Origin of the sequence: Pseudomonas sp. OG7, from assembly GCF_014192825.1 — a bacterium.
In the GTDB taxonomy this organism is placed as follows: Bacteria; Pseudomonadota; Gammaproteobacteria; order Pseudomonadales; family Pseudomonadaceae; genus Aquipseudomonas; species Aquipseudomonas monteilii.
Window position 1 is genome coordinate 149,737 of sequence record NZ_JACHYK010000010.1, and the last position, 13,527, is coordinate 163,263.

The following is a 13,527-nucleotide window of genomic DNA, read 5'->3' on the forward strand; positions in this document are numbered from 1 at the left end:
GGCCAGGCAGTATGAAGGGATGGATACGCAAGGCAGTGGCGCATTATGCACATGCAACCGGGCGGGGCGGCACGTTCTACAGGCGGTTCTGCAGGCCTTCAGGGCTTGAATGGGGCGCCTACCTCACCCGTTGGGGCAACTTTCACTCGGTCGGCACCAACTTCTTTGTCAATACAGGCTGCAAGTTCCTCGACCCGTCGCTGGTGCGCATTGGCAACAGTGTGGGCCTTTCCGACTGCACGCTGATCGGTCATGACGGGGTGGTATTGCTGATCGAGCATCGCTTCGGCAAGCACCTGGATTCAGTCGGGTTCATCGATATCAAGGACAACTGCTTCATCGGCCACGGTGCGATCATCATGCCCCGTGTGACCATCGGGCCGGAATCGATCGTGGCTGCCGGCGCGGTAGTGACCAAGGATGTACCGCCTGGCACAGTCTACGGTGGCAACCCGGCTGAATTCATCTGTACCACCGAACAGCTGATCAAACGGGTCGAGGCGCGTTGCGAAGCGTACCCGTGGATCGACCTGGTCAAGCAGCGCAATGGCGCCTACGACCCGGAAGTGGAGCCGCTGTTGATGGCGCAAAGGCGTCAGTATTTCTTCGGGGACAGCAAAAATGGCTAGCAAACCTGTGGATGTCATGGTGGTCAACTTCAATACCGCCGGGCTGCTACAGCCGATGTTCGACGCCCTGCGCCGCGCCGACGGCGAGCGGCTGGCCAGCTACCTGGTGGTGGACAATGCATCACGCGATGACTCGGTGCAGCGCATGGCCCAGGTGTGTCCCGAAGCACTGCTGTTGAGCAACAAACAGAATGTGGGCTTCGGCCGGGCCAACAACCAGCTGCTGGCACACCTGAAGGGCAAGTACGCCTTGCTACTCAATACCGATGCCTTTGTCGCCGCCGACTCCTTGCAGAAAACCCTCGACTACATGGAGGCCCACCCGGAGTGCGGTGTGCTGGGGGTGCGCCTTGAGGGCCGAGACGGTGACCTGCAGCCCAGTTGCCGCTACTTCCCCACACCGCTCAACGTTTTTGTCGCGCGTACCGGGTTGGGGCGGTTTTTCCCCGGGCTGAAAATGGTCGACGAAATGAACTGGGACCACGCATCGGTTCGCGAGTGTGACTGGTTGCCCGGCTGCTTCTACCTGGTACGCCGCGAAGTGCTGGACAAGGTAGGCCTGTTCGACCCTCGCTACTTCCTTTATTACGAAGAGGTGGACCACTGCAAGCGGGTGAAGGAGGCGGGCTGGAAAGTGGTGTTCTATCCGCATACAACCGTGGTGCACATCGGGGGTGAAAGCTCCAAATCGGTGGCCGAGCTGGAGGCGGCAAGCCGGCAGATCTCGGCGTACCAGATCGAAAGCGAGTTGCTGTACTTCCGCAAGCACCACGGGCTGGCGGGGCTAGCCCTGCACATGCTGCTGGTCACCTTGGGTGACCTGGTGCTGGCACTCAAGGCGCTGTTGAAACGACGCGGCTGGGGCGCGATACAGGCCTGCTGGCGTCATTGCCAGGCAACCTGGTCATTGTTGTTCAAGACCCGGTACGCCAGCCAGGCGACAAGGTAGGTGGAGCCATGTTCGAGAATATTCGTGCTGACCTGCGGGCCCACGGCGGTGACTGGGGCGCCCAGGGGTTCTGGGTACTGCTGGTGTATCGCTTTGGCCGCTGGCGCTATACCGTGCGCCCGGCGCTGCTGCGCAAGCTGTGCTCGTTGATCTACAAGGTGCTGTTCAAATTCGTGCAAATCATCACCGGCATCGAACTGCCGTGCGAAGTGGTGATTGGCCGCAACTTCGTCATCGACCATTTTGGCGGCATCGTTGTCAGCGGCTATGCCCGCTTTGGCGATGATTGCCGCATCCGCAACGGCGTGGTGGTGGGCTTGAAAAATGTCGACGAGCCGATTGCCCCGGTGTTCGGCAACAACGTCGATGTCGGCACCGGCGCCAAGGTGCTGGGGAGTATTCGTATAGGCAACAACGTGATCATCGGCGCCAATGCCGTGGTACTGGTGGATGTGCCGGACAACTCGTTGGCGGTAGGGGTGCCGGCCACCATCAAGACCAGGCAGCCGGCTAGCACCGCGCCCGTTGAGTGAGGCTTATGGCAACGGTAATCGGTGTGGTGGTCATCGGCCGCAATGAAGGCACACGCCTGGAGCGTTGCCTGCGTTCGCTGATGCAGGGTGTGGGCAAGGTCATGTACGTCGACTCGGGCTCCACCGACGGTTCGCCGCAGCTGGCCCGCAGCCTGGGGGTGGAGGTTCTGGCGTTGGACATGCGTGTTCCGTTCACTGCCGCGCGCGCCCGCAACGAAGGCTTTAGCGCCTTGCAGCGGCTGTTGCCGTCGATGCAGCTGGTGCAGTTCGTCGATGGTGACTGCGAGGTGGATGCCCGCTGGCTGGCTACGGCGCAGGCATTTCTCGACCACCATCCCGAGGTGGCAGTGGTGTGCGGCCGCCGCCGTGAGCGCTTCCCGGAACGATCGGTGTACAACCTGTTGTGCGATCTGGAATGGGACACCCCCATCGGTGAAGCCAAGGCTTGTGGCGGCGATGCGTTGATGCGCGCAGACGCCTTCGCTGGCGCTGGCGGCTTCCGCGCTGACCTGATCGCTGGCGAGGAGCCCGAGCTGTGCGTGCGCTTGCGAGGCAATGGCTGGAAAGTCTGGCGCCTGGACGCCGAGATGACCCTGCACGACGCGGCCATGACCCGCTTCAGCCAATGGTGGCGGCGCAGCCTGCGGGCCGGCCATGCCTATGCCGAGGGGGCTTACCTGCATGGGCAGCCGCCAGAGCAGCACTGGATACGCGAGTCACGCCGGGCCTGGCTGTGGGGTTTGGGCATTCCTGTTGTGATTGTGCTGGCTTGCCTGCTGCTGGGTGGCTGGGGCCTGTTACTGCTATTGGTTTATCCGCTTCAGGCTGTGCGCCTGGCCCGTCGTGGTGCCAAATCGGCGCGCGAGAACTGGCTGCAGGCGGTGTTCCTGGTGCTGGGCAAGTTCCCGGAAATGCTCGGCCAGCTGAAATTCATGCGCCACCGCTTCGCGGCCGGCAAATCGGCTTTGATCGAGTACAAGTGAGAAACCCCATGATGCTCGGCGCCCTCGTCAAAAGCGTGTTTACCCTGCAACCGGGCTACTCGTTGCGGGCATTGAACAACAAGTACAAGTTGACCCGAGAGATTGTCAGGCAATGGCCTGAGCTGAATGCCTTCATGCAGCGCATGACGGCGGCGCTGGGCCAGCAGGGGCTGCAGCGGCTGGGTGTGGATTGCATCGGCGTGGTGCAGTGGCCTTACCTCAGCAAATGCTGGGAGGCCCCGCAGCGCCTGGAGGTGGTGGCTTCGCACTTTGAAGTGCTGGCCGGGCAGTTTCCGGCGCTGTTGCTACTGGGGCGGGACGAAAGCCTGACGCTGTGCGAGCTGGCCAGTTATTCGCCGGGCTGCCGCCTGGTGCTGGACCGGCCGATCTGGTTCAAGCGCGAAGGTGAACTGGTACTGAACCTGTTCCAGGGCGACCTGCGCGTGGCGTCGTTGGCGTTTAGCCTGTGCCGTGATCAGGGGGGGCTGTCGATGTTCATCGGTGCCGTCCAAGGCATTCACAAGGGCATCGACAGTGACACCTCGCTGGCCATCTACCGTGACCTGACCAAGGACTTCGAGGGGCTGCGCCCGCGCAGCCTGCTGCTCGAAGCGTTGAAGTGCCTGGCACGCATGCTGGGCGTTGCGCACCTGTATGCCGTCAGCGATGCCTGCCGGCACCATCGCCACCCGTACTTTGGCAGCGACAAGGCCCAGGATCTGGCGGCCAATTACGACGTCATCTGGCAGGAAAATGGCGCTACGGCGTCGAACCGCGACGACTTCTTCACTATCCCCTTGGCACCGGCACAACGGGCCGAGCAGGACATCCCGGCCAAAAAGCGCGCGATGTACCGCCGCCGCCAGGCGCTGCTCGACGATGTTTTTATTCGCCTGCAGGCCGCATTGCCGGGCAGCGGTCACAACCTTGGACTACAAGGAAAACAGGGGGATGCATTTGCTTTGAGTGCATCGGCAGTAGACAGACCACCGGTAGTCGACAGCCTGAAGTGAAGGTTGCCAGGGCAGGCCGGTCATCAAGCGGGTTGGGATCTGGATTCGTATGCGCATTGCTTACTTCATCAATCAGTACCCGAAGGTCAGCCACAGTTTCATCCGCCGCGAGATCCTGGCGCTGGAGCGTCAGGGCGTAGAGGTGCAACGCATCGCCCTGCGGGGATGGGACGCCGAGTTGCAGGATGCCGAGGATACGGCCGAGCGCGACAAGACCCGCTATGTGCTGCGGGCTGGTGTAAAGGGCTTGCTGAGGCCCACGTTACAGGTGCTGCGAGCACAACCCGGGCGGTTCTTCCAGGCCCTGTGGCTGGCCATGCGCCTTGGCCTGCGCGCCGACCGCGCCTGGCCCTACCACTTGGTCTACCTGGCCGAAGCTTGCCTGGTGCTGCAGTGGCTACAGGCCAGTGAGGCGAAACACGTGCATGCCCATTTCGGCACCAACTCCACCGAGGTGGTCATGCTGACCAACCAACTGGGCGGACCGGCCTACAGTTTTACCGTGCATGGACCGGAAGAGTTCGACAAACCGCAGTTCCTGCACATGGGCGAAAAGGTGCGGCGAGCCGCCTTTGTCGCAGCGGTCAGTTCCTACGGGCGCAGCCAGCTGTTCCGCTGGGTGGCGCACGAGCATTGGCCCAAGGTAAAGGTGGTGCATTGCGGCCTGGAGCGGGGTTTCCATGAGGTGGCGCCGGTCGATGTACCGTCAGTAGCACGGTTTGTTTGCGTGGGGCGCCTGTGTGAGCAGAAAGGCCAGCTGCTGTTGCTTGAGGCGGCGCGTCAGCTTGCTGCACAGTCGATTGACTTCGAACTGGTGTTGGCGGGTGACGGTGAAATGCGCCAGCAGATCGAGGCCCTGATTGCCCGGCATGGCCTGCAGCAGCACGTGCGCATCACTGGCTGGATCAGCAGTGCACAGGTGCGCGAAGAAATCCTCGCCGCCCGTGCGCTGGTATTGCCCAGCTTCGCCGAAGGCCTGCCGGTGGTGATCATGGAGGCCATGGCCTTGCGCCGGCCCGTGCTGACTACCTATGTGGCGGGCATCCCCGAGCTGGTGCGCCCGGGTGAGAACGGCTGGCTTTTCCCCGCTGGCGCCGTCGACGAGCTGGCTGAAGCCATGGCGGATTGCCTGTGCCAACCGGCCGACGTATTGCAGCGCATGGGCGAGGCAGCCTACCAGCGTGTGCTGCAGCGGCATGATATCGACACCGAAGCGGCCCGGCTGGCCGCTTACTTCAAGGCATCCGCATGATAAGTGTATTGAGTTGGTCGCTGGGCCTGCTGACGTTCATCGTCCTTGTGCCTGTGTCGATTTTTTTTGTACAGATGCTGCTGGCGTGTCTGCCACCACGCTCGCAGTACCTGGGCCATAGTCTGCGCCCCCGGGTGGCGGTGCTGGTACCTGCCCACGATGAGGCTGCGATCATTCGTGCAACGCTGGCGAGCATTGCCCCGCAATTGCTTGACGGTGACCGCTTGCTGGTGGTGGCAGACAACTGCACCGATGATACGGCGCAGCTGGCCCGCGACGCCGGCGCCGAGGTGGTGGAACGCTTCGACGCGGTGTTGCGTGGCAAAGGCTATGCGCTGGACTTCGGCGTGCGTCACCTGGCCGAACAGCCACCCGAGGTGGTGATTGTGGTGGATGCCGATTGCCAGGTGGGTGAGGGGGCAATTGACTGCCTGGCGCGTCGTTATCACCAGACCCGGCGGCCGGTACAGGCGCTGTACCTGATGCGTGCGCCCGTGGGTACCGGGCTGAAAGTGCAAGTCGCCGAGTTTGCCTGGCGGGTGAAAAACCTGGTGCGCCCGCGTGGCTGGGCGCGGCTGGGCTTGCCCTGTCAACTGATGGGGGCGGGCATGGCATTCGGTTGGCACGACCTGACCTTGATCAACCTTGCCAATGGGCACCTGGTAGAGGACGTGAAACTGGGCCTGGACCTGTGTCAGCAGGGCAAGCCTCCCGTGTTCTGCCCTGAGGCATTGGTCACCAGTCAGTTTCCTGCCAGCCAGCAAGGCCTGAACAGCCAGCGCACCCGCTGGGAGCATGGCCACCTGGGCTTGATGCTGGCCGATGCGCCCAAGCGTGCGTTGGCCGCCGTGACCCAAGGCAATGGTAGCCTGCTGGCGATGACCCTCGACTTGCTGGTACCGCCTTTGGCGTTGTTGGTACTGACCCTGCTGGGGCTCAATCTGGTGGCCTGGCTGGCGTACTTGCTGTTCGATGTTGCCGCGCCAGCGTGGATCGCCCTGATAGCCTTGGCCATGCTCAGCCTTGCGGTTTTGCTGGCTTGGGCGCGCTTCTGCCGTGAGCTGATCCCGTTTTCCGTCTTGCTTTACGCACCGTTCTACGCGGCAAAGAAAATCCCTTTGTACCTAGGGTTCCTGATCAAGCGCCAGGTTGAGTGGGTGCGCTCAAAACGGGATGATGACTGATGGCACTGTGGCAATGGCAGAATCGCTGGCAACGCATAATCGATGCGCTCGAGGTGGTGCCCGACAGCGGCGCGGCACAGCGCCTGCTCGACAGGCTGGCAGCCCCGCAAGCCGCGACCGTGCTGGGCTTCGTCAATGCCCATGCGATGAACCTGGTGGTCCGTGACGGCGCCTACTGCCAGGCACTGTCGGCAGCCGACGTGTTGCTGCGCGACGGCTCCGGCATGGCCATCCTGTATCGGCGTCTGGGCCTGGCACCCGGGCTTAACATGAACGGGACTGACTTCATTCCCAGGCTCATGGCCGCATACCGTGGGCGCAAGGTCGCATTCTGGGGCACCCGACAACCCTACCTGAATCAGGCTGTGCAGCGGTGTGAAACCGATTTTGGTGTAGTACCCGTGTCGGTACATGACGGCTTCGCCAGCCTCGAAACCTACCTGCAGCTGGCCCGTGAGCAACAACCCGAGCTGATCGTTCTGGGCATGGGCATGCCCAAACAGGAGGCGGTGGCGGCCAGGCTGGCAGCCGTTGGCGGGCCGTGCCTGATCGTGTGTGGTGGGGCAATTCTGGACTTTCTCGGCGGCAAGGTCAGCCGGGCACCGCCTTGGCTAAGGCGGCTGGGGGGAGAGTGGGCCTACCGGCTGTTGCGCGAGCCAAAACGTCTGTTCATGCGTTATGTAGTGGGCAACCCGCTATTCTTGCTGCGCACGCTGCTTTACCGCAAGGCAGCCGATTCGGCCAGGGGCACTGTATGAATCGGCCAAAATCCGCGCTGATGGCGGGTGGCTGCTACAGTGAGAGCAGTGGCTTGGGGGCTGCTTATCTGGCGTTGTACACGCTGTTTTCAAGACTTGATGCTTGATGGAAGGCACTGGCTACGCTGACACAGATGAGGTCTGAAATGGTTTTCGAACCCAGAAGCAGTCGTTCCTTACTCCAAAGAAGAAGCAGCGTAAGTAACGCCATTCAGGCAGGGCTCGATGGCATTGCAGTCACCGGTATTGCCTGGTATCTCATCTACGACCAGTTTGGTTACATTACCTCCGATTATGTAATCATGCTGCTGTTGCTGATTGGCGCACTGGCCGTCATTTACGACCATTATGCGATCTACCGCACCAATGTCGGGCTTTCGATCAAAGCCTTCCGCCTGTTCAAGGCCTGGTCGGCAACGTTCTGTTTTCTCGTGGTCATGGCCTTCCTGACCAAGCAGAGTGAAACGTACTCGCGTTTGTTGGTGGTGCAGTTGTTCATCATTGGCTACATCGCGCAGTTATTCCTGCACTTTGCCGTTCGTGAACTGCAAAAGCGTTTTACCGCCCATGCACGCCTGGATAACGCGCTGATTATCGGCGACGGCGACCTGGCGAATTTTCTTTATCAGAAAATCAGCAACAACCCCTGGTTTGGTGAACGGGTATTGGGGTGCGTACTGCTCGACAAGGGCGACGGCCAGGGGCGTGACAACGGCGAGGGCAAGCAGCGCCTGCCTGTGCTGGGGCACATTGCAGACCTGGATGAAATCGTCGCCCAGCATGGCATACGCACCGTTTACCTGGTCACGCCGCTCGGTGGCTCCGAGGTCATCAACGATGTGTACTTCAAGTTGCTCGACAAGTGCATCGCGGTGAACTGGGTGCCGGATATCTTTTCGTTGCGCCTGATCAACCACAGTGTGCGGGAAATTGCCGGGATTCCTGTGCTGACCTTGTCGGAAACGCCCCTGACGGGCATGAGCCTTTTCCTGAAAAACCTTGAGGACAGGGTGCTGGCAGCGGTGATTCTACTGTGCGCTTCGCCTGTGTTGCTGACGGTTGCACTGGCCATCAAACTCACCAGCCCCGGGCCGGTGTTCTTCCGCCAGGAACGCACGGGCTGGACCGGGGAATCGTTCCGGATCTGGAAATTCAGGAGCATGCATGTCCACCAGCCCGAAGGTGGTGTGGTCAAGCAGGCACAGAAGGATGACCCGCGGCTCACCAAGATTGGCGCCTTCATTCGACGCACCAGCCTGGATGAATTGCCGCAGTTGTTCAATGTACTGACCGGGGAAATGTCGCTGGTCGGGCCGCGACCGCATGCGTTGCAGCATGACACCTTGTATTCGCAGGACATCGTTGATTACTTCGCCCGCCACAACATCAAACCAGGCATGACCGGCTTGGCCCAAGTACGTGGCTTCAGGGGAGAGACCAAGGATATCGAGCAGATGATCCAGCGGGTGGACTCGGACATCGAGTACATCAACAACTGGTCGCTGTGGCTGGACTTCGTGATTCTGGTGCGTACCCTGAACGCCTTTACCGGCAAGCAGGCTTACTAGTCATAAAGCTGGCGAGACCCTTGTAGGAGCGTACAGGCTGGCTATTCCTTGTTTAGCGGGTGCAATTCCCGGAATCCTCGCGCTTCCTCCACCAGCCAGTCATGCACCGCCCGCGCCCCAGGCTGGTTCAGCCCGCCTGGCGGGTAATGCACCACGTAGCGTTTGTGGTTGGCGATCGGAACGCCGAACGGCACGATCAATGCGCCGCGCTCCAGCTCGTCATTCAACAGTGTGCGACGGGCGATCGCTACGCCGATACCGGCGATGGCCGCTTCGATGGTCAGGTGGTTGCGGTTGAAAGTGTGCCCACGCCGCACATCCAGGCCAGCGGCGCCAATACCCTCCAGGTAGAACTCCCACTCCGCATACTCCGAACTGCCACGCCACGCCGTGATGTCGTGCAGCAGTGGGTAGTGCGCCAGGTCTGCCGGCCCATGCAGCGGCGGGCGCCCGCGTAGCAGGGTAGGTGAGCACACCGGAAAGATCTGCTCGTCCAGCAGCGGTGTCGAGAGCATGCCAGGGTAGCTGCCATCGTTCAGGTCGATAGCCAGGTCGAAATCGCCTGGGGTCAATGCCTGGGCACTGTCCTCGGCCACCAGGCGCAGCTCGATGTCCGGGTAACGCTGCTGAAAGCGCGGCAGGCGCGGGGTAAGCCATTTGGCCAAAAAAGACGGGATCGAGCGCACCCGCAAGGTGCCGCGGATTTCTCCGGCATCCAGGCGCAACAATTCGGCCTCGATGCTGCCGTAGGCTTCTGCCACTGTCTGGGCCAGGCGTTGCCCTTCGGCGCTCAGCTCCACACCGCGTGCCCGACGCAGGAACAGCCGGTAACCCAGGCGTTCTTCCAGCTGGCGCATCTGCTGGCTGACAGCACCTGGGGTGATGTGCAGCTCTTCGGCGCAGCGGGTGAAGGACAGGTGCCGGGCTGCGCAGGCGAATACATGCAGCCAGACGAACACCTGACCATTGAGTTGTCGTCGCATCGTTTAGTACCACTAAAGCCTTGCTTAGAAAGATTCGTTGGTCATTCGTGAATGAGCGCGTCAGTATCGCGCAAAATCGCAATACCGCTCAATTTCTTCAGATAACCGTGCCGTGGATTCATCTCAGGGTACGGTCAGGCATTAGCATGGCTATCAGTGTTTTCGACCTTTTCAAAATCGGCATCGGGCCGTCCAGCTCTCACACCGTCGGCCCGATGCGGGCAGCAGCGACGTTCGCCCAGGCCCTGCGTGAGCAGGGGGTGCTGACGCGGGTGACGCGCGTTGAAGTGCGGTTGTATGGCTCGCTGTCGGCTACCGGGGTTGGCCATGCCACCGACCGCGCCTGCCTGCTGGGCCTGATGGGCCAATGGCCAGACCGGATCGACCCGGCCACCATCGATTCGCGTATCAGCCAGGTGCTGCAGGAGCGTTGCCTGATATTGGATGGCAGCCACCCGCTGGACTTCGAGTATGGCCGTGACATGTTGCTGCTCGACGAAAACCTGCCTTATCACCCCAATGCCATGAGCCTGGAGGCGCTGGACGGGCAGGGCAGCCTGCTGTGCCAGACCTACTATTCAGTGGGCGGTGGGTTTATCGTCGAGCAGGCCGAAATCGATGCCCCTGCCGCCGAAAGCAACGCAGTGATCTTGCCGTATGAGTTCGACAGTGCGGCCCAGCTGCTGACCTTGTGTAAAACCCACGGTTTGAGCGTTGCGCAACTGATGATGGCCAACGAACGTGCCTGGCGCCCGGAAGCCGAAGTGCGTGAAGGCTTGCTGCGTATCTGGGCGGCCATGCAGGAGTGTGTTCAGAACGGCCTGCGCAACGAAGGCATTCTGCCGGGTGGGCTGCATGTCAAGCGCCGCGCCGCGCGTTTGCATCGTAGCTTGCAGGAACTGGGCAAGCCCAACGTGATTGGCTCGACCCTCAGCGCCATGGAGTGGGTGAACCTGTTCGCCCTGGCGGTCAATGAAGAGAATGCGGCCGGTGGGCGCATGGTCACTGCACCAACCAACGGTGCGGCGGGCATTATCCCGGCGGTGATGCACTATTATATGAAGTTCAACCCCAGTGCCAATGACGCGGATGTGGTGGACTTCCTGCTCGGCGCCGCAGCAGTTGGTATTCTGTGCAAGAAAAACGCGTCGATCTCCGGCGCCGAGGTCGGTTGCCAGGGCGAGGTGGGCTCAGCGTGTTCGATGGCCGCTGCCGGCCTGGCCCAGGTGCTGGGTGCGACCCCGCCACAACTTGAGAACGCCGCCGAAATTGCGCTGGAGCACAACCTCGGGCTGACCTGCGATCCGGTCGGTGGCCTGGTGCAGGTGCCGTGCATCGAGCGCAATGCGATTGCTGCGGTAAAGGCGATCAACGCCGTACAGATGGCGTTGCGTGGGGATGGCGAGCACTTCATCTCGCTTGACCGGGTGATCCGCACCATGCGGGATACCGGGGCGGATATGCATGCCAATTACAAGGAAACTTCGCGCGGCGGTTTGGCGGTTGCATTCGTAGAGTGCTAACAGGCTAGATCAGGTTTAGGGCCGCAAAGCGGCCCTAAACTTAACGAGCCTTCTGCTTCGCTGCTAAAAAGCTGGCACGCATGTCCTTCGCCCAACCATCCAGCACTGGCTTTACGTCATTCAAGGTCAGCTTCTGGGTATCGTTCTCCAGTTCCTGCCCCGTGCCTTTGCGCAGCACCTGGGCCAGCACCTTCTGGCTGGCACCATCAAGGAACGCTGCCTCCACGCCGACATCCACTTCCTGATCACGGCCACCCATGGCCGTGTTCACGCCCGCCGAAATCAGTGCGATAGGGATGACTTCGTAAGGCTTCAGGCCTTCGTTGCTGGTCGACACCGCTGTAATGGCGGGGCGCACCACGATCACTCCCGGGCCTGGCCCCTTGGCCAGCGGTATCACGCTGCCCATTTCACGGCGCAAGGCTTCATTGAAGTAACGCGTGATTTCTTGCAGCGTCTGCTGCGAAATCACCGCCGTTGGCTGTGGCTTGGGGTAGAACTGGCTGGGCTCGATGAACACCTGGCTGTACTGGTTGACGTTAACGTTGGGGTCGATCCAGCGCATCACCGGGTCACCCGAAGGGCTCTTGGCTTCCTGCAGGCGGCTGTAATCCTTGAGGAAGCCGGAATAGTCCTTGGGGTCCACGCTTTTGCTGGAGCAGGCGGCCACGGCAAGCAGCGCGGCGCACAACAGGGTAATGCGAGGCAGTGATTTCATGATGGAGGTGCATCCATGAGAGGTCGGCCAGAACAACGCTAGCAGGTGCGCGGCAGTTGGCCAGTGGGGGCGTTCAATCTGGACAATGAATTGCGGTGCCTGGTCTGTCTGGCGCCGCAATTCATGTGCTGGACTCACCCCAACGCTTCGCGCAACCGGTACCACAACATGCCCAGTGCCAGTAGCGGCGAGCGCAGTGCCTTGCCGCCGGGGAAGGTCAGGTGTGGCACGGCGCTGAACACATCCAGGCCATGGCTATGGCCGAGGGCGATACTTTCGGCCAGCAGTTTCGCCGTCCAGTGCGTCACGTTCAGCCCATGCCCGGAGTAGCCTTGGGCGTAGTATACGTTCTGGTGGTGGCTCAGGCGCCCAACCTGGGGGAAGCGGTTGGCGGTGATGCCGATCATGCCGCCCCACTGAAAATCGATGCGCACATTGGCCAGCTGGGGGAACACTTTCAGCACCTTGGGCCGCATATAGGCCGCGATGTCCTTGGGGTCGCGCCCGGAGTAGTGGCAGGCGCCGCCAAACAGCAGGCGGCGGTCGGCGGTGAGGCGGTAGTAGTCCAGGCCGACCTTCTGGTCGCACAGTGCCATGTTCTGCGGAATCAGGCTGCTGGCCAGTGCTTCGGGCAATGGTTCGGTGGCCACCACGTAACTGCCGGCTGGCAGCACCTTGCCGCTCAGTCGCGGCTCCAGCTCGTCGAGGTGGGCGTTACAGCCGAGTACCAGGCTACTGGCCCGCACCTTGCCGCGAGCCGTGTGCAGGGTGACGCAAGGTCCGTGTTCGATGCGCAATACCGGGCTCTGCTCGAAAATGCGCACACCCAGGCCGTGCGCGGCACGGGCTTCGCCCTGGACCAAGTCGAGGGGGTGCAAGTGGCCCGAGCCCATGTCGACCAGGCCGCCGGCGTACTGGTCGCTGGCGACAATCTCGTTCAACTGCCCCGCACCGACCAGGCGTGTTGCATGGCGATAGCCCAGCGCCGCGAGGTCGTCCTGTTCATCCTTGAAGGCAGCGAACTGGGCAGGTGTATTGGCCAGCTCGCAGAAACCCCAACGCAGGTCGCAGGCAATACCGTAGCGGGCGATACGCTCGGCCACCAGCGCCACCGAATCGATGCCGGCCTGCTTCAGGTAACGCACGCCGTCCTGGCCAACATGCCGGGCGAAACCGCTGACATCGTGGCCAATACCGCGAATCAGCTGGCCGCCATTGCGCCCACTGGCGCCCCAGCCGATGCGCCGGCCTTCCAGCAGCACCACCGAAAGGCCACGCTCGGCGAGCTCCAGGGCGGTATTGACCCCGGTCAGCCCGCCGCCGACCACGCATACGTCAGCCGTCAGTTCGCCGTCCAGGCTGGGGTAGGGGGCCGCATCGCGCGCCGTGGCGGCGTAGTACGAAGCGGCGTGTTGAGTAGTGAAAGACATGGGC

13 protein-coding genes are annotated in these 13,527 nt (G+C 61.8%); 10 read left to right on the forward strand and 3 right to left on the reverse strand.

The annotated features are described in order from the left end of the window. Positions 1 to 11 precede the first annotated feature (11 nt). The 9 genes from FHW75_RS23165 (at position 12) to FHW75_RS23205 (ending at position 8,869) form a co-directional block, all read left to right on the forward strand. A complete protein-coding gene (locus FHW75_RS23165) occupies positions 12 to 629 on the forward strand; it encodes an acyltransferase (protein ID WP_016715289.1) in 618 nt (205 codons plus the stop codon). Further along, positions 622 to 1,578, forward strand: a complete 957-nt coding sequence (locus FHW75_RS23170; protein ID WP_025754149.1) for a glycosyltransferase family 2 protein — start codon at positions 622 to 624, stop codon at positions 1,576 to 1,578. The genes FHW75_RS23165 and FHW75_RS23170 overlap by 8 nt, the downstream gene beginning before the upstream one ends. 8 nt (positions 1,579 to 1,586) lie before the next feature. Then, entirely contained in the window at positions 1,587 to 2,111 is a 525-nt protein-coding gene (locus FHW75_RS23175) for a serine O-acetyltransferase (protein WP_019096278.1), read from the forward strand. A 5-nt stretch (positions 2,112 to 2,116) separates the two neighbouring features. Further along, positions 2,117 to 3,094 carry a glycosyltransferase family 2 protein gene (locus FHW75_RS23180; protein WP_084297360.1) on the forward strand — a complete coding sequence of 326 codons (978 nt, stop codon included), beginning with the start codon at positions 2,117 to 2,119 and terminating at the stop codon, positions 3,092 to 3,094. A gap of 8 nt (positions 3,095 to 3,102) precedes the next feature. After that, complete coding sequence (locus FHW75_RS23185; protein ID WP_027609271.1) at positions 3,103 to 4,107, forward strand: VirK/YbjX family protein; 1,005 nt, start codon at positions 3,103 to 3,105, stop codon at positions 4,105 to 4,107. 49 nt (positions 4,108 to 4,156) lie between these two features. Next, positions 4,157 to 5,359 (forward strand): glycosyltransferase, encoded by a 1,203-nt coding sequence (locus FHW75_RS23190; RefSeq protein WP_084297361.1) that lies wholly within the window; start codon positions 4,157 to 4,159, stop codon positions 5,357 to 5,359. After that, on the forward strand, positions 5,356 to 6,543 hold the full coding sequence (locus tag FHW75_RS23195) for a glycosyltransferase family 2 protein (RefSeq protein ID WP_025754145.1): 1,188 nt from the start codon (positions 5,356 to 5,358) through the stop codon (positions 6,541 to 6,543). The genes FHW75_RS23190 and FHW75_RS23195 overlap by 4 nt, the downstream gene beginning before the upstream one ends. Next, on the forward strand, positions 6,543 to 7,301 hold the full coding sequence (locus FHW75_RS23200) for a WecB/TagA/CpsF family glycosyltransferase (protein ID WP_019096273.1): 759 nt from the start codon (positions 6,543 to 6,545) through the stop codon (positions 7,299 to 7,301). Before FHW75_RS23195 ends, FHW75_RS23200 begins: the two co-directional genes overlap by 1 nt. A 146-nt stretch (positions 7,302 to 7,447) precedes the next feature. Next, on the forward strand, positions 7,448 to 8,869 hold the full coding sequence (locus tag FHW75_RS23205; RefSeq protein ID WP_019096272.1) for an undecaprenyl-phosphate glucose phosphotransferase: 1,422 nt from the start codon (positions 7,448 to 7,450) through the stop codon (positions 8,867 to 8,869). Positions 8,870 to 8,910: 41 nt separating this feature from the next. On the opposite strand, the gene FHW75_RS23210 is transcribed toward FHW75_RS23205, so the two are convergent. Next, positions 8,911 to 9,852: a LysR substrate-binding domain-containing protein gene (locus FHW75_RS23210; RefSeq protein ID WP_016715280.1), complete on the reverse strand. Its 942-nt coding sequence runs from the start codon at positions 9,850 to 9,852 to the stop codon at positions 8,911 to 8,913. Positions 9,853 to 9,998: 146 nt separating this feature from the next. Between FHW75_RS23210 and FHW75_RS23215 the strand changes: the two genes are divergently transcribed. Continuing rightward, the gene (locus FHW75_RS23215) at positions 9,999 to 11,375 is read left to right on the forward strand and encodes an L-serine ammonia-lyase (protein ID WP_027615547.1); all 1,377 of its coding nucleotides are present in this window, start codon (positions 9,999 to 10,001) and stop codon (positions 11,373 to 11,375) included. Between the two features lie 40 nt (positions 11,376 to 11,415). Here the strand turns inward: FHW75_RS23215 and FHW75_RS23220 are convergent, their stop codons facing one another. Together FHW75_RS23220 and FHW75_RS23225 are read right to left on the reverse strand one after the other, a co-directional pair. Next, entirely contained in the window at positions 11,416 to 12,093 is a 678-nt protein-coding gene (locus FHW75_RS23220; RefSeq protein WP_183674708.1) for a DUF3313 domain-containing protein, read from the reverse strand. A 134-nt stretch (positions 12,094 to 12,227) separates the two neighbouring features. After that, the gene (locus FHW75_RS23225) at positions 12,228 to 13,523 is read right to left on the reverse strand and encodes an FAD-binding oxidoreductase (protein ID WP_019096269.1); all 1,296 of its coding nucleotides are present in this window, start codon (positions 13,521 to 13,523) and stop codon (positions 12,228 to 12,230) included. Between the last annotated feature and the right edge of the window lie 4 nt (positions 13,524 to 13,527).